Source organism: Pseudomonas sp. CFBP 13602 (genome assembly GCF_014842725.1).
GTDB classification, from domain to species: Bacteria; Pseudomonadota; Gammaproteobacteria; order Pseudomonadales; family Pseudomonadaceae; genus Aquipseudomonas; species Aquipseudomonas baltica.
Map to the genome: position 1 here is coordinate 118,316 of NZ_JACYVT010000001.1, position 20,854 is coordinate 139,169.

Below are 20,854 nucleotides of genomic sequence, written 5' to 3' on the forward strand. Positions count from 1 at the left end.
CACCCGAATAGGCTCCATTTCTTTGCAATCTAATCGGATGGAGCGGCATATCAAAGCCATATTGCTTCACCGCATTTTCAAGAATACGTGAAAACGACTCAGTCGATGATCCTGTCTAAAGAGTTGATCGAGACCTTCCCGGTTTAACTCAGCATTCAGCCGGGTCGATGATAGATCTGTTCGAACTGACGGGTCATTAGGGAGTCGTGCGCAGAGCCAAGTTTTTTTCAAATGGGGGAAATGTGATGAAGAGTTTAAGAGTGATGGCGCTTGCAGCAGCGGGTCTTGCGTTTGTCTCAATGAATAGTTTTCAGGTAATGGCGTCTGAGGCTTCGTACGCACATGCCCCGGCCTACTATGTCGGCGAGTTTGAAATTACCAATCCAGAAGGTATGAAGCCTTACAGCGCAGGGGTTGAAGCCACCTTCAAACCCTATGGCGGGCACTTCGTCGTGCGTGGCGGCAAGACTATTTCGCTTGAGGGTGTAGCGCCGAAGCGGCGACGCGTTGTTATCGAATTTGAAAGCATCGAAAAGGCCCAGGCTTGGTACAACTCTGCGGAGTACACCGAACTCAGGAAAATCCGCCAGCGATCAGCTAACACAGATGTTTACTTGATTGAGGGAGTCCCAGCCCAATAACTCACTCCTAACCCAGGCGCCGCGTGAGCAGCCACTCGTGTTCAACGCGGCCGCTGGGGAAGGAAGTAATACTAAAGCCACATGACTGCTTTTGCGTGGCAGACACTGCAGGACTAAATCTGCCGTAGGCTACAAAAAGGCGCCGCTACAACGCTCCGCCTTCCAGTATCATTTTACGGCGGCCCACGTTCGCAAGCCCCGACCAGCTATCTTTACCCATCCCTTTGCATCTGAGGTTTTTGTCGGCTCGTGAACACCTCATGCACTACCGGCACGGCGGTGAACACGTTGGGCCACCCGGCGTAGAAGGCCAACTGAGTCAACATTTCCGAGGCTTGAGACTGCGTCAGTCCGTTATCCATCGCGCGATTGAGATGAGCGGCCAGCTGAGCGACTTGTCCCGTGGCGATCAGGGCGCTTACGGTGACGAGGCTTCGATCACGTGGGGCCAGGCCTGGGCGCAACCACAAGTCGTGGAACAGAGAAGCGCTGGTGTAATGAACAAGACCCGCAGACACAAGCCCTACATTCTTATCGACATACGCCGTACGAACCTTTTCGGAAGCCTGGTCGATAGCGAGTAGGGGAGGTGAGGCAGGCGGCAATTGATCCGGCGTGATCCCGCGCCGGGTGAATACCTCTTTGGTGACAAGAATCGTAGCGGTTGCGTTGCCCCAACCGGTATAGAACGCCAGGTGGTTGATGACTTCGGAAATCTCCGAAGGCTTGACGCCGTTGTCCAGTGCCAGATTCAGGTGATACGCCAACTCGACCGTTTGCTGCTTGGAAATCAGCACCGCCAGTGTGGTTAGGCTGCGATCGCGGGGCGATAAGCCCGGGCGTTTCCACACCTCACCCAGGAGGGTGATCTCAGTGTTATGAGCCAGCGCGGGAGATACTGCACGCATGTCCTCAAGAGTCGGCACTTCCGGAGAGCGATGTGCGGACATGGGGTCTTTGGTCGAGCACGCGACCAGTAATAGGGTCAGGCAGGCGACGCCTGCTTTTGCCCAGCTCATCGGGAAGCCTCGTACTGCGCTTCGCTGACCAGTTCCATCCACTCGACGTTTTTCCCGTCGACAGCTTCCTGGATGGCCATATGAGTCATCCCTGTAATCGCGGTAGCCCCATGCCAATGTTTGACGCCGGGCGGTGTCCAGATGACGTCGCCTGGTTTGATAACGATCTTCTCTCCGCCTACCTGTTGTACCCAGCCGGTACCCGCCGTGACTATCAAGGTTTGGCCTTTGGGGTGGGTATGCCAGGCTGCTCCTGCTCCGGGCTGGAAAATGACTGCGCCTGCCGAGACAGTCGAGGGTGCGCGTGCCGGAAAGAGAGGGTCGATGCGCGCGTTTCCAACAAAGTTGGCTGGCGCTCCCATCATCGAAGGTTGTTCACCATTTCGGGTGACGGCCATTACCTGATCGTTTGGAATCTCGGCGCTATGAGCAGAGATGGCGGTACACATCACTACGGCCAACGAAGACGTCTTGATAAATCCTCTCATAGACAAGCTCCTGCTAGTGGGCGTTCAAGCGCACAAGCTAGATCAGCATTGCCTTCTGTACTACCACCAAAACCAACATGATCCGGTGAGCCGAGCTCAGCAGTCCGAAAGTTATCCGGGCGGTCGCTCTACCCCGGCTCTCCTAACATTAATGAGTGCTGCTCAGTAGAGCATCCTACTTAAGCCCGGTATTCAAGGGCTGACTCAGTGATTAGTTTTAGCACACTCGAATTTTATACGCATGTCAGCCACCGCAACCGTCGCTGAGGAGGAATCAAATATGAGCACTCGACTACTTCCAGGCATGGCATTGAGCTCGTTGTTTATCTGCAGTGGCCTCAGCACTGACGCCGCAAGCGCGGATGCGGTCAGCACATCGCAGCAAAAGGAGGCACCCATGAAGTGGGATCAGCGTGAGCTTGGCACTATCGTCAAAGCAGACGACTTACATATCTCGGTATTTCGACAGGACATGGTGAACTACGGTACGCCGACATTTATATGGTGCGTTGAGGTGGAAGGTGACCTCTATGTGCGTGCTTACAGCGGCGTTCAGTCCCGTTGGTACCAGGCTGCACTTGAACAAAGGGCCGGTAGGATTATCACAGCCGGCAAGACGATCGACGTCAGGTTTGAACCGGTTAGCGGTGACGTCAATGATCCCATCGACGACGCCTACCGAGCCAAGTACAGCACCAGCAGCTATCTGGCTCCTATGATCAGCGAGCGCTCGCGAGCTGCGACTCTTCGAATTTTTCCTGAAGGCAACGCGCGGTGAGAGAAATAGCATTGGCTGAGCCTCGTTCTGGAGAAGCGCAAACGGGGCACGAACCGCGGCACGGCATCCGGATTCTGTTGATCCTTAGCGCCTTGTTGGCCTTCGCGTCGATTTCTACCGACCTCTATTTGCCAGCAATGCCAATTATGGCGACCTCTTTACACACAGACGGCGGCACGATGGCGCTGACCGTGAGCGGCTACCTGGCTGGGTTCAGCGCAGGGCAACTGTTCTGGGGGCCGTTCAGTGACCGCTATGGCCGAAGGCTGCCTGTCGCGCTTGGCTGCTTGCTCTTCATCGCGGGATCCGCCGGCTGTGCGCTGGCCAGTGATGGCACCACCCTGGTCGTCTGGCGTGTGGTGCAAGCATTAGGGGCCTGTGCCAATGTGGTTCTCGCACGGGCCATGGTGCGTGACCTTTATGAAGGCCGGCAAGCCGGCCAGAAAATGTCCACCTTGATGACCATCATGGCGGTCGCACCACTGGCGGGCCCTACGGTTGGCGGGCAGATTTTGCATTCGTTCTCCTGGCAAGCCATCTTCTGGACCCTGGTAGTGCTGGGGGTGGCCACGCTAGCTAGTCTGGTACTTTTACCCGAAACCTTACCAGCCTCCCGGCGCAGCCACACTTCGCTACAAACCATCATCCAGCGCTATGGATTGCTGCTGCGCACGCCCAGGTTTCTGGCCTACGTTGCCACTGGCGGGTTTTTCTACGCGGGTACTTTCGCCTACATCGCGGGCTCGCCCTTTGCGTACATCGCTTACCACCATGTTGATCCGCAGTGGTACGGCGTGCTGTTCGGCGCCGGCATCATTGGGCTTATGGTCACCAATCAACTCAATGCTCGATTGCTCAATCGCTATGACGCCGACGCAGTGCTGTTTGTGGGCGGGGTCATCTCGGCCAGTGCCGGAGCCCTGATCGCATTCACCACCTGGGCTGACTGGGGCGGACTGCCGCTGCTCATCTGTGGCTGTTTCGTGTTCGTCACTGCCACAGGCTTTGTTCTGGCCAACGCCATCACGGGAGCATTGAACTGCCTTCCTCAGTTTTCTGGCACTGCATCAGCACTCGCCGGCGCTATGCAGTACGGAGCCGGTATTTTGGGCTCAGCACTGGTGGCACGGTTTGCCGATGGCACTCCCTGGCCCATGGGCTCGGTCGTGGGCATGTGTGGCTTTGGCTGTCTGCTCGCCGCAGCCTGCGTGCTGTGGGTACGTCCTGTATCTGATCACCTTTAAAGTTGAGGATCTTCGATGAATTTTTCATTTGAAAACCAAGTTGCACTGGTCACAGGTGCAGGCTCTGGAATTGGTTGGGCAACTGCCAACGCGTTCGCTCAGCTATGTGACAGGGCAATCCATTTCTGTGGACGGCGGTTTCATCATGCGTTGACCTCCGAGCTTCGCCACGCCCACTTGTAGCAATTCAATGCCACGAGTGCCAACGCTCTCCCCAGTATCAAGGAAATGATCTATGCCAGAAATGAAGCTGTCCAGGACACCCCGTGCGCTGCTTATCGCACTGGGCGTAATTACCTTGCTACCAGGGTTGTTCATGCTCATCGCTGGAATCTATCTGATTAACTTGGGAGGCTCCCGGTACTTTGCCGTGGCAGGCTTGGGCATGACCGCATCCGGGGGACTTCTTTTACGTGGGCGTCTGTCAGGATCGTTGCTTTATCTTGCCCTGTTCATTGCGTCTATAGCGTGGTCGGTATGGGACGTGGGTTTCGCATTTTGGCCTCTGTTTTCAAGGTTGATGGCGCTGGCTGCCTTGGCTTTCCTGATACTGCTAGGCACCCCAAAGCTACTTTCTGGTGGCACGCCTTTGGTGGCCAGGCTTTCATACGCTGGCGCGTTTGTTGTTGCTGTCGCGCTCGCGGGAACATTCTATGCAGCACTGCAGCCGCAGCCTATTCAGACTGCTGACGCTGCACCGAGTCCAGTCCCCGGTAAAGCGGTTGGCATAGTCGAACCTGCCGCCGACTGGCGGCACTTTGGGCGTACACCTTCCGGCACCCGGCACGCTGTTTTGGATACGCTCAACCCGCTGAACGTAGCTGAGCTCAAGGTTGCCTGGACATACCGAACGGGCGAGATTCCTAAGGAGGCTAAAGAGGCCCATGTCGTGACGCCACTGCACGTCAACGGCATGCTTTACGGCTGCACTCAGTCCAGCCAGTTATTCGCCCTAGACGATGAGACGGGGAAGGAGATCTGGCGCCATGACCCCAGGGTTGAGGCCAATAACGTGTACCCACGCTGTCGTGGTGTGGGTTATTACGAGGACACCGCTGATGTAGCAACGACGGACACCCAAGTACCTGTGGCGGCTTGCGCGCGTCGGATCATAGCGACAACGGTGGATGCCCGCTTGATCGCGGTGGACGCTCAGACGGGTGAGACCTGTAAAGATTTTGGTGACAATGGCAGCGTCAGCTTGCGGATTGGCATGGGGAGCCCGGACAAGGAACTCTATTTTCCGACCGCAGCACCCACCGTTGTCCGAGACCTGGTCGTGGTCGGTGGGCTTGTGTGGGACAACCAGAAAACGGGGGAACCGTCCGGTGTTGTGCGTGCCTTCGATGTTCGCTCAGGCGCGTTGGTCTGGGCATGGGACTTGGGTAACCCCACGATTACACGCGAGCCTCCAGAAGGACAAAGCTATACCTCAGGTACTCCGAACGTGTGGTCGATACCAGCGTTTGACGATGAGTTGGGGTTGATCTATCTGCCAACGGGGAACGCGACGCCTGATTTCTGGGGCGGTCATAGATCTCCCGCTGATGACCAGTATTCGTCGTCCATCGTCGCACTTGACATCGCTACAGGCCGTGAGCGCTGGCACTTTCAGACCGTGCATCACGATCTATGGGACTATGACGTGCCCTCCCAGCCAGCCCTTTATGATGTTCCGGACGGCCATGGAGCTATGGTGCCGGCGTTGATCCAGACGACCAAGCGCGGGCAGATCTTCATGCTTGACCGGCGCACCGGTACTCCGATAGCCAGCGTTGAGGAGCGCCCTGTTCCTCAGGGGGGTGTACCGGATGATCGCAGTTCACCGACCCAACCCTATTCAGTAGGCATGCCCGCAATCGGCACTGAGCCGCTTAGTGAAAAGCGCATGTGGGGCCTCACACCGGTAGATCAACTCATCTGCCGAATCGAGTTTCGTAAAGCACGCTATGAGGGCGAGTTCACGCCGCCCAGTGAGCGCCTGACGATTCAATACCCGAGCTGGCTGGGTGGTATGAATTGGGGTTCGGTTTCAATCGCTGAGAACCTCGGCTATCTGATTGTGAATGACACTCGGGTTGCCATCTGGAATCGCATGATCCCCCGCAAAGCCTACGACGAAGCAAGCGTAAAAAATGGCGGCCACGAGGGTAACGCTCCGCAGGCAGGCACGCCCTGGGGTATCGAGATGGGGCGTTTCCTGTCGCCCTTGGGCATTCCTTGCCAGGAGCCACCCTATGGGACAATCAGCGCTATCGATTTGGCAACGCGCAAAGTCGCTTGGTCAACGCCGCTAGGAACGACTGAAGACACCGGTCCTCTGGGGATCGCCACACACTTGCCCATGCCTATCGGCATGCCCACACGTGGAGGGCCGATAACAACCTCTACAGGTCTGGTGTTCATTGCAGCGTCGCAAGACTTTTATATCCGCGCGTTTGACGTGCGCACCGGCAAGGAGTTGTGGAAAGGGCGCCTGCCTGTTGGCGCGGAAGCAACGCCGATGACTTACATCTCTCCGAAAAGCGGCAGGCAATTTGTGGTTATCAGCGCGGGCGGAAACTCCGCCACGACTTCAAAGGGGGATTACGTGGTGGCCTACGCACTGCCTCGATGATGCGCGAACCCTGCGCTACATGAACTGAGTGAGCCACACGCTCAATTGGCGGCGCAGGCAAATACTTAGTCGTTTAACTCTTGTAGCGGAGCGCATTGACTATCAGTGCAAAGGCTGGCAATGACTGCCTGCGGCTCGGATAATATAGGTGATATCCAGGAAAAGTTGGCGACCAGTCTTCAAGAACACGGATCAACCGACCATCCTCGACATATGCCTGGACAAGATCCTCCGGTGCATATGCCAACCCGTATCCTTGCAGAGCGGCGGCCATTATTTGGGGTGAATTGCTAAAGATCATCTGGCCAGACACCTGAACCTGTAGCGCCTTGCCGGCCTTGGAAAACTCCCAGGCATACAAACCACCATGAGTGGGCAAACGCAGGTTCGCGCAGTTATGAGTTGTCAGGTCTTGGGGAATCTGTGGTTTCGCACGATGAGCAAAGTAACTCGGCGCCCCCACCACAGCCATTCGAAAGTCAGGGGAAATCCTGACTGCGATCATGTCCTTTGCCACTTGATCGCCTATACGCACTCCGGCGTCGAAGCGTTCAGCGACGATATCGATTAACCGGTAGCCGATGTTGATCTCTAGAGTCAGATCGGGATATTCCGGCAGCAACCTAGAGAGTTTCGGCCAGAGAATGGTAGATGCCGCATGATCGGGCGAGGTGATCCGGATAGTTCCGGCCGGTTTGTCACGCAGCTCTCCTAACGCGGCAATTTCGGCTTCTATCCCCTCGTAGTAGGGCACAAGGCTCACAAGCAATCGCTCGCCGGCTTCGGTCGGCGACGCGCCGCGTGTGGTTCGAGCCAGCAAGCGAATACCAAGACGTTCCTCAAGACTGCGAATGCTATGGCTAATAGCAGATTGGGACACGCCCAAATGGGCCGCAGCCTTGGTGAAACTGCGCTCGCGCGCAACGGTGATGAACACCGCAAGGCTGTTGAAATCGTTCTGTGGCATTATGAATTAATCTCATACCGGTTATCGCAGTATGCCACTTCTTTAATGGGGGAGATGTTTATAAAGTCGCTGCATCCCCAATAACCAAACAATTTGTGGGTTGATTTCCAACACCCACAAAAGGAGATGGATGATGCATAAGCGCAAAATCGGCAGCAACGGCCTCGAAGTGTCAGCCATTGGCCTGGGCTGCATGGGCCTGACATTCGGCTATGGCACCGCCACTGACAAAGCGGACGCAATCAAACTCATCCGGGCGGCCTTTGAGCGTGGCGTCACCCACTTCGATTCGGCAGAAGCTTATGGGCAAGTCAACGAAGAAATGGTTGGCGAAGCCGTTCAACCATTTCGCGAGCAGATCGTCATTGCGACAAAATTCGGTTTTAAGGGCGGCACTCCCGCCGCAGGGCTGGACAGTCGACCTGAGCGCATCCGCCAAGTGGCGGAAGAATCACTCAAGCGCTTGAAGACCGACTGCATTGACCTGTTTTACCAACATCGCGTCGATCCAAACGTGCCTATGGAAGATGTTGCCGGGGCCGTGCGCGACCTCATCACCGAAGGCAAGGTCAAGTACTTTGGCATGTGTGAAGCCGGCGTAGATGCTATCCGTCGCGCCCATGCGGTGCAGCCGCTGTCGGCACTTCAAAGTGAGTATTCAATGTTCACCCGTGAGCCTGAACAGGTAATTATGCCAACCCTCGAAGCGCTCGGGATTGGCTTCATTCCCTTCAGTCCATTGGGCAAAGGTTTTTTGACCGGGAAAATTAATGCCGGCACGACCTTCTCCAACGGCGATGTCCGGAACAATCTGCCTCGTTTTGCTGACGGTGCCCGCGAGGCCAACCACCATCTCGTCACTCTGATCGGTGAAATCGCCCACCGCAAGCAAGCCACCCCCGCCCAGATTGCGCTGGCTTGGCTGCTGGCACAAAAGCCGTGGATTGCGCCTATACCAGGTACTACCAAGCTGCATCGCCTTGAAGAGAACGTAGGCGGAGCAACCGTGGAGTTGACCGTAGAAGACCTTCGCGAACTTGGTGAGGTTCTGGCCGAGGTGCCTGTACAAGGTGAGCGTTATACCGCGCAAATGATGAAAACCATCAACCGTTAATCGTTCTTCAGCGCCTGACGGTGTTTCTTCGGGGCACCGTCACACCCTCGTTTCCCAGTTATCTGGACGGTGCCAAAAGAAAGGCCCCTCATCGCCCTTGGCTTGCGCGATGCTCGCTAGATCTCGGTGCCGGTTACCACGCCCAGGACTGCGTGTTTATTCATGGCGAGAACTAATACCCGACTGAAACGAACTACGAGTGGGCGGAAACCGTTCAGGATTTCTCTCGCGTGGAGGATTTGTCTACCATTTTCAAAGGCAAGCTGATGCTGGCGGTAGAAAACACCCCAAGGGCTGGCGAAATCACCCATTGCGCGCAGGATTTAGCGTTGAAGCTCAAGCGGTAAACGGGCAGGGGGCCTTTCTGTCGTCAAACTTCCTAGTAATGACGCTGGCGGCCCGGAACGTCCAATGGATTTCAGATCGACTATTCAAAAGCTAGGTGCACGCTAGCGACCCTTGGGGGGGCGCCTCATTGATCCATCACTGCGGCCGACGTAGAGGAGGGTGCCAGGCCATAGGCTCAGATAGCACGGTAGGAGGCGAACCAGTCGCTTCGGTTCCCATGCTTTGACAATCTACTCTGTACACCTCAGTAAGTCTGAAACCAGTGGAATTTGGATATGTCTTGGCAAATACCGATATCTGGCCAAACACTGTCGTTAGACCCGACATCCTGCGAGACGAAGCTGTTGGGAATAAGACCTGCGCGCTTTGCCGATTCTTTTCGATGAGGCTGCCGTAACCATAAGCATCGACGCCGCGCATCAAATCCGATGGTGTTTAGAGCTCAGACCTGGATCATCGCCAGAGAGAGTCTGTCGGATGATCGGACGCCATAGCGGATCAAGAGGCTTGGCTGCAAAATTCCCCCGAGTCTTTTTGGAATACCGACTACAGCCCGGTGTCGTGACCCAGGCAATGGGCGGTCTCATGATGAACTCTATAAAAGCTCATGCGTCGGCGCTGCCCCAATCAGCCAAGGCTATCCTTCGGATTAACCAACTCCAGTGCATCATCGACTCTATGATCGGGCAAAGCATCTTGTGGTGACGATCTTGGAATCCAGTCTGCTGGGTTAGCCAAGTAACCAAGTCATGGCTGCCAGGTCAGCCGGAGCAGTGCAGAGGGCCTAAAAACGTCATGGGGGATTCATCGTGGAGACTCATGACGAGTGGGCGCTGAACGGTAAGCCAGTTCCTCATAGAAAGCCTACACTTATGCGATTTAACATAATATACATTATGCGTAATACAGCATCCTGCAATCTCGACAGCAGGGTTGGCTCTGCAAGCCAGGGATCGGCTTTTGCCATGAACCTGCCATTCGTGCGGTCCAGCTACGTCCATCCCTTGGCTTGCGGAAACTACGCTCACTAGACGCTGTTGGGCTGAACCCTCCTGGTTGCCTGAAGGCTTTTCACCTGTGCAAGCGTTCTATGCCCACATTCACAATACGTATCTGCAAATCAATCCACGCCTCGCGTGTTAATCAACCAGCTAGTAATGCGCGATCTGAGAGTATCGCCTGTCCGCCAGGACATGCAGGTTTCCATACTACACACCGTCTGTTCAGCTTCGTCCAACGATGCCCGCCAGGCTACAGGATGCGTTATCAGACACCTGAACCGGATGAGCCTAAGCCATGCGCAATCGCTCACAACACGAGCCCAATGCGTTGATCAGCCAGCTGACGAACGTTGAGGACTGTTCGTTCCATACAACACTAACAACCCTTGACCAACAGTGCTGGTCAGGCCAGCTGAAATTTTACGCCGAGAGACTGGGCGGTTTTCTGATTCAGCCGCTTGTATGGCTACCCGCCTGAATGCTACCAGCTTGGTGTGGATCAGCCAGTCGGCGTTAGCGATATGAATAGACCCGAGTGTAAACGCGCAGAAATCGCCCCTATTGTGATGCTAAAATCGGCTAAAACACGCTAACTCCACTAAATGACTATTTAGTAGAGTTAGATCGTTATTCAAGTCTCAAGCACGCTCTCCTGTACCAATTATCCGTGGCCCAGCGTTCAAGCGAGGCGGCCTCCTGCAGGCTCAGTGCGGTAGGAACCCTTCCCGTTAACCTTTTATCTACTTGATTTTGCGCTCTCTGCGATTCACCTACGCCCTATGATGGGCGTAAGCCCATCAGGTTCTGGAAAGCCCAATGAAGCCTTTACCTCATCCGCTGTTCGCCTCCGCCCGTATTTTCGACGACTGTGAATTCTCAGGTTACTCACCAGTTAACGCTTCAGCCCTATACTTTTCAAATAAATTAGAAGCCGTCCTTCAGCCTACTGAAACACACGAACTGGCAAACAGCTCGCATGGGAGAAAAATCGGGGCTGGCCGGCTGTGAATGGACGGTATTGACTTCGCTCATGGCACACCTGTTCCTTCGGGAGCGGTATTAGTGACTCCCGAGTTGATAAGGTGGGTGGCCTTGAGGGACGAATGTTCGTGCGACCTGACTACCCTCTCCCTACTCATGCAGGGATACTGACAAAGATAGTCTTCAGGCAATTTAGCCATTTTTTGATCGGATAGATGGCCTCGCGATGAGACCGGCTTTACCCTCTTCCCACGGGCTGACTGGCATCCGAGCACTCCTCTCTTACGGCGCTCCTCACGTCGCACCTATCCCAAGGTTTTGGAACGCGCCATAGCGCCACATTAGCTGCAGGCGATTATCTTGGACTCCTTCAAAGATCTTTGTGGCGTTAAAGGCTCGAATGTTCAACGCAGCAGGTACACACGACTGGATACGATCGAGGGTACCTCTGTCCTTTATCAGCGACTGCTACCAAGGGCGGCGCTCAAAATCAACGGTGATTGAACACCATCACTCAGGATCTTTTTTCTTCCGGAATTTAGGGATTTTGATCGAATACGTTTTGTCGCAGAACACGGCCCTGAAAAAGCCCACCTCTTGACCAATCTCTGCGGAAGCTTTCTTCACCATGGCATGGATTTGCTTTAGTTCGTTACTTTTGGCCCCGATGATCACGGCACTCAAGTGCTTGCGGTTGTACTCAAAGACCCCTTCACCGCCGTAGTTTTTGATCACTCGACTTTCCTGTTCATACGCCCAGACATCTGATTTGGTCATGAACAAAGTGTCGACGATCGTCTCGGAATCAGTAGGATTTGCACTGTACTCCATGGTTGGACGGGCCTTTGAGTACTTCACGTCGAACGAAAGGAGGTTGTAATACGTTTCGCAGTGGCGTTCGTAACCAGTATCGATAGGAATCTTGAATTCAACAACCGCCCCTGTGTGGTACTTCGCGTAGTGCGACCACATTAGGATGCTGTCGGGAATTCTTGAAAGGGACAGCACGGATGCATCGCTCAGCAAATCAGTGACCATCTCTCCTTTGACTACTTTCTGCTCCAACATCCTTAACGTCCTGCTTGTCGCCTTCAGTCGGTCCACGGGGTGCTGGATTTCACCACCTATGACGCTATACATCCTCGGGTTTTTGGCTTTAAGCCCGGAGTAATCGCCAAATTTCGAGCGCGGCATGCAATCGAATGGATCGTTGAAATTGGCGGGATGGGTAAATTTGATCGTGCCTTTGGCAATGACGCCCTCGATGCCGATCATGTCAGGCAGGTACTTGTACCGGTAGATGAACTTTCGCATTCAAAATCCTGGAGGGACGCAGATCCCTTGCTCTGGCTTGACAGCGATATCGGCCCTAGCTTTTTCGGCTCATGCCGTCAAACAGACCTAGGCGCGCCTTCTGGATCAAGCGTTTGACATTCCAGGAGGGCGATCGTGGGCCATCATAACAAAGCGGCTGTAACACCTCATTAGCGACGCCGACCGGCAATCTACCTGTTTGTGTACCCTCCAGGAGCGACCGGGTAAGTATGCTGCGCTGCGGATTGAAAAATTCACCTTCAGCCCAGTATCCGAGATTATTGCGACAGGCACTACGGCGTTCGGTACCGTCTTGGAAATAGAAAATCAGATAATGGTGTTGCGTAGCGATGGTCGCCTCGACGTTTTCCCAGGGACACCAACTCACTGGCGAGTGTTTCCTCGTTCTGAACACTACAGCAACCAGTTGCATATCGTTTATGAAGATGCACTGGATATCATTTCGTTCACCCATGATTACTTTGTGAACCAGAAGGACAAGGCTTTTGGTTTCGCCAAAGCCACTGAATAGTCCTACGGTCAGTGCAAACGCCTGTCTGCTGAGCTCACTCAGCGCCCACGCCCAGGGCCTCGACAAACAGGCTAATCAGATCCGGCGGGTATACATCCTCGTCACATCCGGCCAGTTCAGCCTGCGACCACCACCTGACTTCGCTGATAGCGCCGCGCTCCCGCCCACTCCATGAGGCAGAGGAGCACTGCTCGGTATTTACCCGCACAAGGTAGTAGTTTTCGATCGCGAGTACATACTCCCCGTCCGGCATTTGCCATGGGAATTCCCTTCGCGCGATGCATAGTTTAACGGACTGAAGCTCGACCCCGGTCTCTTCCTTGAGCTCCCGCATCGCAGCCGCTTCGAACGATTCGTCCATCCTGAGTTGCCCGCCGGGTGTAGCCCAATAGCTCATCCCTGCCAAGACGCCGGTCTTGTACTCGATCTTGAAAAGTAGCAAACGGTCAATCAGGCTGATCAACAGGATGCGTGAGGCTAAGCGGCGTCGCGGCATCATTTCTCCCCAGATGGACGTTAAGCTATAACGCCCAAGACCTCACTGCCCCGCATCCGTCGAACCTCCAAGACAAAGCTCGCGATGTCGGGTACAGCGTAATCGACAACTAACTCGACCACGGTTTTGTCGGGTTTGCCTGAATGCTTAACTGGATAATCTGGAATTCTGCGGAATATCTCGGTGCCCCGACGATGTGGCATGGGCCAGGTGTTGCCCGAGTTCATGTGGCACAGCCAGATAGCGTCGGCATAAGCCGGAATGAAAGTTGACGAGTCGAGAGTCAGGACATCGTGTTCCAGTCTGCGGTAATCGCGAGCGCCCAGCAGACGATGGAGCCTTGCTTCTTCAGCCCAGAAGAAAACTTTGTGATTGATGAGTTCATACCACTGTCGTGGTGTTGTTCCATCCGTGAGAGCCTGAATCAACCTCCCTTCAGGCATGGGCTTCTGATCACGAAGCACAATATTGGAAGGGTGGCCTACCTTCACATCCATTTTCATATGTCGGTTCTCGCTTTCGAACCGGGAGCGAGCATTTCCTTCGATGGCGAGATAATCAAGGACTGCCGTTGCGCTCATCAGTCCGTGGGCACGAATGCTGTCCCACGCTCCGCGCTCAGCCATGTGGTACACCCGAGGATAGAGCTCGATCAGCTTGTTCAAGTCCATCTGTTATCTCCTGTCAGACCGGGCAGTCCAGTTGCGCCTATCGATGAGCGATCGTAGGTCGCTGGTATGGGGGTCTTTGGGGAATCTCGTGTTGATAAGCGAGACTGGGGCTTGCGAGACGCGCTCCAACTCTTCCACGAACTTGATGGTGTCCGCATGGAGTTGCTCAAACCTGCGTGCCTTGCTGTTAGTTGAATCCAGATAATCCGCGAAAGTTAGGACGATGTCAGTAGGCGCGTTGAGAGCGCAAGCTTTGCGAAATTGATCCCACTCAAACCACCCTACCCGCCGGTTACGGCGAGTTGTTGAGGTCTTTTCTGCAGCGTTCAGTACCTCTGCATCAAGCCCTGCCTGGTCGGCGATGTCAGTAAACGTCGTCGCATGCTTGAGAGTCCCAGAAGTGTGGCCATTATTGCCATCGGGGTCGCCAACACGGATTGGCATCGGTCGAATGACCATTAGGATTTTGCGGATCCTGCTGGGTGATATCCCAGCCTCGGCAATGCACCCGGCGACGTTGGTATCCCTGGACGTCACATGCGGATAATCCCCGTGAAAGATACTCAATCCGCTGCCTTGGGTACCTTCCAAAAGAATAGAGTGACCGCTACGGTAGGCCTCCTCCAGACGGTCTGACGTGCAGCCCCGATAATTGCCAGGAGTACCAACATAGCGCCGAAGCACCTCAACATCACGCGCAAGTCTGATCTCTTTACCTCTGCTCAGAATACGACGTGCGGCCGCAGCTCCACTTCCACTCCCTGTTGATGCGATGGTTGAGACCAGATGCCCCTCCCTCTCCGTTCCGATATCTGCGTCCTCGATGATGGTGGCCTGTGGGTCAATGAAAAGCCGATCCTCGCCGATACCGCACTCTGCGATCTCCTTTAGAAGCCCAGGCAAATGAATCGTCATACCGGGCCCGAGAAGAAGTCGCGCAGTTACGTCACGTGATCCAGAGGGCAGATGGTGGTAAGTGTAAGGGCCAGCAGTACTGGCCACCGTATGTCCGGCGTTGGGCCCACCGACGCGAACCATCACATCATACTCTCGGGCGAGATACGCAACGATGTTGCCTTTCCCCTCGCTTCCGTACTGCCCACCAATCAGCACATCTACACACCTGATCTCGGGAGGTGTGTACAGATGCAAACGAGCGGCGACTCGCACAAGGGTGTCATTGGAATCCGAGCGTTCGGTGTAGATACGCACGTCGGCGTCATCCTTGAGCGCCTGGATTTCTGCCTGATCCCTAAGCTGGTTTACGTCGTCATAAGGCGAAGGATTGGCTTGGGCCTCAACTCGTTGTTTGTAGCGCTTTTGAAGCGTCGGGTCACTGGCATATAGGTGGACATGCACGAGGTCTGCCCCGAAGGCCTGTCGAAACTGCAGCACTTGCGCGAGCGTATTCAGGTGGTCAACAACTAATGGTCGGCCAGCCTCCTCTCTCTCGCACATGGCCTGGGTTTCCAGAAGCATCCACTGATCTACATCGACATCGCCAAGTTCGCGCCGTCGATCAATCATCTGTGGTTGTTCCATCCGCAGACGCCACTGAGGATCATCAATTAACCGGCGATTGCTGACCACGGCGAAGCCAAATTCCTTTTCAAGCAGACCAGCCAACCCACTTTTACCACTGCAGGTCTTGCCACTGATCACCACGATTTGCCGAGTTTCCATGCGCTACTTCTCCCAGATGTCCATGATCTGATCTGCAACTTCCACCGGGCTGTACTCGTCGGTGTCCAGAACTTTGTCCGCAAAACCTGCAAGCCAACGGGCACTTTGCTCGTTGGGGTGCAGTACGCTTGCCTGATACTCTTCGAGAAAACCAAGGCCACGCGCTGCGTACCGCTGCTCCAGAACAGACTCCGACGCAACGATATGTAGGTGCCTCACCGCATTGCCGAAACGAAGCCTGAAAAGCTCGACCTGCCTAGGCTTGCGGACTGCGTCCAGCACCCAATAGTCGACGCCCTGCCCAGCTTCGATGGCCGGGATTGCGACGGACTCTATTAGCCAGGAGAAATCAGTTGCTTGGTCGAGAGAATCACCGAGTGACTGGAGGTTATGACGATCAAGTGGCTCATGCAGTGCGGCCAACTGCGTCCGCAGAAAAGAACCACTGCTTATCGGAACGAATCCATGGAGTTCTTGCAGCGCGGCAGAAGCTGACGTTTTGCCACTTGCAATCGGACCGCTCAAAAGAAGTAGTCGCTTCACGTGATGACAATCCCTGTCTTACGAAATTAATATACTGACAAAGCGTAGCTTGTCCGGTTGGATTTATTACATTTTTTTCTCATTGTTTTCGGCACCTCTTAGCCTAGCGTGCGGATTCCACGATCATCCGACCACCTATTCCACGGCCATCCGGCAACCCGTAAGGCAGGCAGCAACGCAGGATTAATTCACTACCATCGACCTCTTTTATCGAAGCATAGAGGTCGCCGTAGAGCGGTTATCCATGCGTAAAATTAGAGAAGTGCTACGTCTCAAATTCGAGTTAGGCTTATCTGCTCGCCAGGTCTCTACCGGCTTGCAAGTAGGCCGAGCCAGCGTCGATGAGCACCTCAATCGTTTTGCTGCCAGCGGCCTCACCTAGCTGTCTGAGCTGACTGACGCCGAGTTGCAACGGCATCTTTTTTCGCAGGAGGTAGTGGATCGACCGCCAGAGGAGCATTTCATCGAGGACTTTCGTCGTTCAACCACGTCCAGCCGGTATGATCAGCGTCGCCAAGTTCTAGATCAGCATTGCCCGGCGCATACGCGGTGCACTCAAAGTGCCCGTCGCCTATCAGTCCCGCTGCTCAAGCCGGCATTGCGTGGGTCTGCAGCTGCCATTATTAACCCTGGTGCGAAACCCTTGGGAAACTTCAGCAGGCGCTTGCCTGCGAGTTGCCCGATTAACGACTGCAGACGGCGCGCCTGACTACAAAAATAGCCATTTACGGGCTAAATTAGCCCTGTCTGCTCTAGAACGTCGCCGAAAATCGAGGTAACTTTACTAAATGATCATTTAGTAAAGTTACTCATGAAGTGTCCCCATCCACCCTCCTACCCGCTCAATTTACGACTGAACTTGGTCTCCATCACGATGTGCGAAGCCGTGTGCGCCACGCCCTTGATCATGTTGATCCGGGTCAGCTCGGCGTTGAGTTCGCCCAGTGTCCCGGTGGCCAGGTGAATGATGAAGTCCGACTCCCCAGACACCGCGTACACAGCCTGCACTGCCTCGATCTTGCGCAAGGTGGTCATGACGTCGGTGTAGCTCTTGTTGGTGCAGGAGGTCATGGTGAAGCAGTTGATGGTGGGCTGTATCCGGTCGTGGTCGATGCGCACGCTGTAGCCGGTGATGACGCCGGCCTTCTCCAGCCGCTGGATACGCTCCTGCACCGAGGAGCGCGACACTCCGAGCTTGCGCGCCAGTGAAGCGGTCGGCTCGCGGGCGTTGGCTTGCAGCAACGCCAGCAGTTGCCGGTCGTTCTCGGTGAGGTTGAACAATGTGCCGGGTGGGTGTGCGTCCATGCCGTGTCGACCTTGCCTGTAAAAGTGTTAGCGCGGCCCTGCGCCGGCGTTTCGTTCCTGGAACTTGTCCATGATCTTCAACCCGGTATACACCAATTGCGCCGCCGGGGGGCCGAATGGGCCCCCGTTCCACTGCAGCCCGTAGCGGTCGAACAAGCGGTAGCGGTCCGATTCGCCGCAGATGGCCTCGGCAATCACCCTTCCCCCGGCCGGCGCGGTGTTCATGCCGTGCCCGCCGAACGATGCGCAGGACCACAGTCCGGGGCCCAAAGGGCCGATGTGGGGCATTTTGTGCCTCGCGTAGCCCATCAATCCAGACCAGGCCTTGTCGATTTTCAAGCCTTGCAGCTGTGGATAGACATCGAGGATATCGGCGCTGAGCAGTTGCGCCAGACGCTGCTCGTCTTGCAGGTTGTGGGTGGTGATGTGGCCGCCCCACAGCAGCCGGTCGCCATCCACGATACGGTAGTAATCCGAGGCTCGCCGAGAATCGCCGACGGCTTCAGTGGTACGTACTGCCTGCTGCAGGCGTGCGCCCAGCCGTTCGGTAAGCACTGCGTAGGTGGCGATGGGCAGGAAGGCACGGTGCAACTTGCCGAATTCCGGGCCGCCGTAGCCGCCGCAGCAGTACACCACATCGACGCAATCGACGCTGCCGTGGGCCGTTGACACTTGGGAGCGCCCGGCTCGGCTGTCGACCTGGAGCATGGCGCACTGCTCATGGATCACGCCCCCTTTTTGCTCGATCAGATCGGCCAGGCCCAGGCAATAGTTCAGTGGGTGGAAATGGAAACCATGGGTGTCGCGCAGCCCCTGGTGGTAGCGATCGGTATCAAGCAGGGTGCGCAGGGTGTCGCGGTCGAGGTAATCCAGGGTGAAGCCGAAATCGCGGTCCATGCGCTCGCTGAATCGCTGGAGGCTATCCGCGTTGTCGAAGCGGCTGACGCTCAGCTTGCCCCGGCTGGGTGCACAACCCGGCAGTGAATGCCGCTCAATGGTCTCGCGCACGCTGTCCACGCCTTCCAGGGACAGCTTGAACAGGTCGGCAGCCGTGTCCTTGCCGCAGCGCTGCTCGATGGCCGAGAGGCCTTCGGACCAGCCTTGCAAGACGAACCCGCCGTTGCGCCCGGAAGCGCCCCAGGCCACCCTCGCCGCCTCCAGCACCACCACGGACTTGCCGCGCGACACCAACTCCCAGGCGGTGCTCAGCCCTGCCAGGCCGCCGCCGACGATGCACACATCGACGCAGACCTTGCCGGCGAGCGGCGGCCGCACGGGTGCCTCGCGCATGGTCGCGGTGTAATAGTTGTCGATATAGCTGAACATGAGGTCCGTCATCCTTCATCGGGCGGGTGCGTGCCGTGTGCTCCCGGCACACGGCACGCTGGCAGGTCACTGCACCTTGGTGAGGTCGGCGCCGTACCATTTTTCGGAAAGTCGCTTGAGGGTGCCGTCGGCTTTCATCTCATCGACGATCTTGGTCAGCGCACCGTTGAAGGCGTCGTCGCCCTTGTCGACGGCGATGGCCAGGGGTTCGTAATAGGCCGGCTTGCCCTCGACCTGGACGATCGGGTAGCCATTCTTGATGGCGGCACTGATGGTCGGCAGTGCGGACAAGGTAGCGTTGAGGCGCACCCCGTTGCCCATGCGCAGGTCGTCCAGCGGTCCCATGCTGTCGCCGTAGGTTTTTACCTCGCCAGGCTCGACGTCGTAGGTGAAGGACGGCACGTCGGCCGCATCGATGGTCAGCCGGCGGTTGATGTAGTCCTCGGACGTGGTGCCGGCCTCGACGCCGATGATCTTGCCGTTGAGGTCGGCGGTCTTGGTGCCGGCGGCGGCCTTGTGCACGGCGAACACGTACGGCGTGTAGTAGTAGACCGCAGGGAAGTCGAGCACCCTGCCCCGCTCACGGGTCGGCGTCATCGAACCGACCGAAATGTCCCAGCGGTTCGACCAGCGTCCGGCGGTGATGATGCCGTACTCGGGCGTGACGAACGCCACCTTGCTGCCCAGGCGCTTGCCGATCTCGGTGGCCACGTCGATGTCGAAGCCCTGCAGGGCATTGTCCGGCCCCAGGAACGATTGCGGTGGCCAGTTGGCCGCCGTGGCCACTTTCATGACCTTGGTCGAGTTGATGCGGTCCAGGGTGGTGCCTGCCCAGGCAACCCCGGCTCCGGCCGTGAAGACGCCGGCCAGTGCGGCGGCGGTGAACAAGCGGGTCAGCGACGTCATGGTGAACCTCCAGAGAGCAGCGGTACGCGGTTATCGTTCTTGTGGCGTGTGCAGCATGGTGAATTCGTGATTGATGTCGGTCCGAGGCTCAGGCACTCAGTGGCTGAGAATCTGCGAAAGGAACTCGCGCGCACGTTCATGCCTTGGGTTATCGAAGAAATCCTGCGGTTTGGCCTCTTCGATGATGCACCCCTGGTCCATGAAGATGATCCGATCGGCCACGCGGCGGGCAAAGCCCATTTCATGGGTCACGCAGAGCATGGTGATGCCGTCCTCGGCCAGCTCGCCCATTACGTCGAGCACCTCCTTGACCATCTCTGGATCGAGCGCCGAGGTGGGTTCGTCGAAAAGCATGATGCGCGGGCGCATGCACAGCGCCCGGGCAATGGCCACGCGCTGTTGCTGGCCACCGGACAACTGGCCCGGGTATTTGTCGGCCTGGTTGCCGATGCGCACCCGTTCCAGGTATTCATGGGCCAGGGCACGGGCGTCGGCATCGCTCAGCCGGCTGACCAGCCGCGGCCCCAGCATCAGGTTGTCGAGCACGGTCAGGTGCGGAAACAGGTTGAATTGCTGAAAGACCATGCCGACCTGGCGGCGTATGCCGGCCACGCAGGCGGCACTGCGGGTGAGCGGGGTGTCGCCGATGATCACCTCGCCCTGCTGAAAGTCTTCCAGCAGGTTCAGGCAGCGGATCAGCGTCGACTTGCCCGACCCCGAGGGCCCGCAGATGACCACGATCTCGCCGCTGGCAATGTGCAGGTCGATGTCCTTGAGCACATGGAACTCGCCATACCATTTGTTCAGCTTGCGCACGCGAACACCGGCCTGCTGGGGAAGATCGTGGGCAACGTTCGATCGATTCATCTCAAGCTCCTGG

General features: G+C 56.3%; 19 protein-coding genes. 7 read left to right on the forward strand and 12 right to left on the reverse strand.

The window, feature by feature from the left end; all coding sequences use genetic code 11:
* Window positions 1-245 precede the first annotated feature (245 nt).
* On the forward strand, window positions 246-641 hold the full coding sequence (locus IFU31_RS00490) for a DUF1330 domain-containing protein (protein WP_192057070.1): 396 nt from the start codon (window positions 246-248) through the stop codon (window positions 639-641).
* A 212-nt stretch (window positions 642-853) separates the two neighbouring features.
* Here the strand turns inward: IFU31_RS00490 and IFU31_RS00495 are convergent, their stop codons facing one another.
* On the reverse strand, window positions 854-1,660 hold the full coding sequence (locus IFU31_RS00495) for a carboxymuconolactone decarboxylase family protein (RefSeq protein ID WP_192101979.1): 807 nt from the start codon (window positions 1,658-1,660) through the stop codon (window positions 854-856).
* A complete protein-coding gene (locus IFU31_RS00500) occupies window positions 1,657-2,109 on the reverse strand; it encodes a (R)-mandelonitrile lyase (RefSeq protein ID WP_446731014.1) in 453 nt (150 codons plus the stop codon). Before IFU31_RS00500 ends, IFU31_RS00495 begins: the two co-directional genes overlap by 4 nt.
* 436 nt (window positions 2,110-2,545) lie before the next feature.
* Between IFU31_RS00500 and IFU31_RS00505 the strand changes: the two genes are divergently transcribed.
* The 3 genes from IFU31_RS00505 (at window position 2,546) to IFU31_RS00515 (ending at window position 6,787) form a co-directional block, all read left to right on the forward strand.
* Window positions 2,546-2,926 carry a DUF2255 family protein gene (locus IFU31_RS00505; protein WP_192101981.1) on the forward strand — a complete coding sequence of 127 codons (381 nt, stop codon included), beginning with the start codon at window positions 2,546-2,548 and terminating at the stop codon, window positions 2,924-2,926.
* An 11-nt stretch (window positions 2,927-2,937) separates the two neighbouring features.
* Entirely contained in the window at window positions 2,938-4,170 is a 1,233-nt protein-coding gene (locus tag IFU31_RS00510) for a multidrug effflux MFS transporter (protein ID WP_192101982.1), read from the forward strand.
* Window positions 4,171-4,405: 235 nt separating this feature from the next.
* Complete coding sequence (locus IFU31_RS00515; RefSeq protein ID WP_192101983.1) at window positions 4,406-6,787, forward strand: membrane-bound PQQ-dependent dehydrogenase, glucose/quinate/shikimate family; 2,382 nt, start codon at window positions 4,406-4,408, stop codon at window positions 6,785-6,787.
* Between the two features lie 73 nt (window positions 6,788-6,860).
* Here the strand turns inward: IFU31_RS00515 and IFU31_RS00520 are convergent, their stop codons facing one another.
* A complete protein-coding gene (locus IFU31_RS00520) occupies window positions 6,861-7,754 on the reverse strand; it encodes a LysR family transcriptional regulator (RefSeq protein ID WP_192057074.1) in 894 nt (297 codons plus the stop codon).
* Window positions 7,755-7,887: 133 nt separating this feature from the next.
* Here IFU31_RS00520 and IFU31_RS00525 point away from each other — a divergent pair, with 133 nt between their 5' ends.
* Window positions 7,888-8,868: an aldo/keto reductase gene (locus IFU31_RS00525; RefSeq protein WP_192057075.1), complete on the forward strand. Its 981-nt coding sequence runs from the start codon at window positions 7,888-7,890 to the stop codon at window positions 8,866-8,868.
* A 2,165-nt stretch (window positions 8,869-11,033) separates the two neighbouring features.
* Window positions 11,034-11,225 carry a hypothetical protein gene (locus IFU31_RS00530; RefSeq protein WP_192101984.1) on the forward strand — a complete coding sequence of 64 codons (192 nt, stop codon included), beginning with the start codon at window positions 11,034-11,036 and terminating at the stop codon, window positions 11,223-11,225.
* A 483-nt stretch (window positions 11,226-11,708) separates the two neighbouring features.
* Here the strand turns inward: IFU31_RS00530 and IFU31_RS00535 are convergent, their stop codons facing one another.
* Window positions 11,709-12,512, reverse strand: a complete 804-nt coding sequence (locus IFU31_RS00535; protein ID WP_192101985.1) for a DUF2971 domain-containing protein — start codon at window positions 12,510-12,512, stop codon at window positions 11,709-11,711.
* A 199-nt stretch (window positions 12,513-12,711) separates the two neighbouring features.
* Between IFU31_RS00535 and IFU31_RS00540 the strand changes: the two genes are divergently transcribed.
* Window positions 12,712-13,044: a hypothetical protein gene (locus tag IFU31_RS00540; protein WP_192101986.1), complete on the forward strand. Its 333-nt coding sequence runs from the start codon at window positions 12,712-12,714 to the stop codon at window positions 13,042-13,044.
* A 34-nt stretch (window positions 13,045-13,078) separates the two neighbouring features.
* Here IFU31_RS00540 and IFU31_RS00545 read toward each other — a convergent pair whose 3' ends face one another.
* The 8 genes from IFU31_RS00545 to IFU31_RS00580 form a co-directional block, all read right to left on the reverse strand.
* Window positions 13,079-13,540 carry an NUDIX hydrolase gene (locus IFU31_RS00545; RefSeq protein WP_192101987.1) on the reverse strand — a complete coding sequence of 154 codons (462 nt, stop codon included), beginning with the start codon at window positions 13,538-13,540 and terminating at the stop codon, window positions 13,079-13,081.
* A 20-nt stretch (window positions 13,541-13,560) separates the two neighbouring features.
* On the reverse strand, window positions 13,561-14,211 hold the full coding sequence (locus IFU31_RS00550; protein WP_192101988.1) for a DUF7002 family protein: 651 nt from the start codon (window positions 14,209-14,211) through the stop codon (window positions 13,561-13,563).
* 3 nt (window positions 14,212-14,214) lie between these two features.
* Window positions 14,215-15,894, reverse strand: coding sequence for an adenylosuccinate synthetase (locus IFU31_RS00555; RefSeq protein WP_192101989.1), 1,680 nt, complete (start codon window positions 15,892-15,894; stop codon window positions 14,215-14,217).
* A 3-nt stretch (window positions 15,895-15,897) separates the two neighbouring features.
* Window positions 15,898-16,437: a hypothetical protein gene (locus IFU31_RS00560; protein ID WP_342345272.1), complete on the reverse strand. Its 540-nt coding sequence runs from the start codon at window positions 16,435-16,437 to the stop codon at window positions 15,898-15,900.
* An 834-nt stretch (window positions 16,438-17,271) separates the two neighbouring features.
* Window positions 17,272-17,742 (reverse strand): Lrp/AsnC family transcriptional regulator, encoded by a 471-nt coding sequence (locus IFU31_RS00565; RefSeq protein WP_192101990.1) that lies wholly within the window; start codon window positions 17,740-17,742, stop codon window positions 17,272-17,274.
* A gap of 27 nt (window positions 17,743-17,769) precedes the next feature.
* On the reverse strand, window positions 17,770-19,068 hold the full coding sequence (locus tag IFU31_RS00570) for an NAD(P)/FAD-dependent oxidoreductase (protein WP_192101991.1): 1,299 nt from the start codon (window positions 19,066-19,068) through the stop codon (window positions 17,770-17,772).
* 66 nt (window positions 19,069-19,134) lie between these two features.
* Window positions 19,135-19,974, reverse strand: a complete 840-nt coding sequence (locus IFU31_RS00575) for a transporter substrate-binding domain-containing protein (protein ID WP_122797613.1) — start codon at window positions 19,972-19,974, stop codon at window positions 19,135-19,137.
* A 96-nt stretch (window positions 19,975-20,070) separates the two neighbouring features.
* Entirely contained in the window at window positions 20,071-20,841 is a 771-nt protein-coding gene (locus IFU31_RS00580; RefSeq protein WP_192057077.1) for an amino acid ABC transporter ATP-binding protein, read from the reverse strand.
* Window positions 20,842-20,854: the final 13 nt, after the last annotated feature.

What these genes read in the sequence shown, in the direction of transcription:
- IFU31_RS00490 (WP_192057070.1), top strand. Translation starts at nt 246, where the DNA reads ATGAAGAGTTTAAGAGTGATGGCGCTTGCAGCAGCGGGTCTTGCGTTT.
- IFU31_RS00495 (WP_192101979.1), bottom strand. Translation starts at nt 1,660, where the DNA reads ATGAGCTGGGCAAAAGCAGGCGTCGCCTGCCTGACCCTATTACTGGTC.
- IFU31_RS00500 (WP_446731014.1), bottom strand. Translation starts at nt 2,109, where the DNA reads ATGTGTACCGCCATCTCTGCTCATAGCGCCGAGATTCCAAACGATCAG.
- IFU31_RS00505 (WP_192101981.1), top strand. Translation starts at nt 2,546, where the DNA reads ATGAAGTGGGATCAGCGTGAGCTTGGCACTATCGTCAAAGCAGACGAC.
- IFU31_RS00515 (WP_192101983.1), top strand. Translation starts at nt 4,406, where the DNA reads ATGCCAGAAATGAAGCTGTCCAGGACACCCCGTGCGCTGCTTATCGCA.
- IFU31_RS00520 (WP_192057074.1), bottom strand. Translation starts at nt 7,754, where the DNA reads ATGCCACAGAACGATTTCAACAGCCTTGCGGTGTTCATCACCGTTGCG.
- IFU31_RS00525 (WP_192057075.1), top strand. Translation starts at nt 7,888, where the DNA reads ATGCATAAGCGCAAAATCGGCAGCAACGGCCTCGAAGTGTCAGCCATT.
- IFU31_RS00530 (WP_192101984.1), top strand. Translation starts at nt 11,034, where the DNA reads ATGAAGCCTTTACCTCATCCGCTGTTCGCCTCCGCCCGTATTTTCGAC.
- IFU31_RS00535 (WP_192101985.1), bottom strand. Translation starts at nt 12,512, where the DNA reads ATGCGAAAGTTCATCTACCGGTACAAGTACCTGCCTGACATGATCGGC.
- IFU31_RS00545 (WP_192101987.1), bottom strand. Translation starts at nt 13,540, where the DNA reads ATGCCGCGACGCCGCTTAGCCTCACGCATCCTGTTGATCAGCCTGATT.
- IFU31_RS00550 (WP_192101988.1), bottom strand. Translation starts at nt 14,211, where the DNA reads ATGGACTTGAACAAGCTGATCGAGCTCTATCCTCGGGTGTACCACATG.
- IFU31_RS00555 (WP_192101989.1), bottom strand. Translation starts at nt 15,894, where the DNA reads ATGGAAACTCGGCAAATCGTGGTGATCAGTGGCAAGACCTGCAGTGGT.
- IFU31_RS00565 (WP_192101990.1), bottom strand. Translation starts at nt 17,742, where the DNA reads ATGGACGCACACCCACCCGGCACATTGTTCAACCTCACCGAGAACGAC.
- IFU31_RS00570 (WP_192101991.1), bottom strand. Translation starts at nt 19,068, where the DNA reads ATGTTCAGCTATATCGACAACTATTACACCGCGACCATGCGCGAGGCA.
- IFU31_RS00575 (WP_122797613.1), bottom strand. Translation starts at nt 19,974, where the DNA reads ATGACGTCGCTGACCCGCTTGTTCACCGCCGCCGCACTGGCCGGCGTC.
- IFU31_RS00580 (WP_192057077.1), bottom strand. Translation starts at nt 20,841, where the DNA reads ATGAATCGATCGAACGTTGCCCACGATCTTCCCCAGCAGGCCGGTGTT.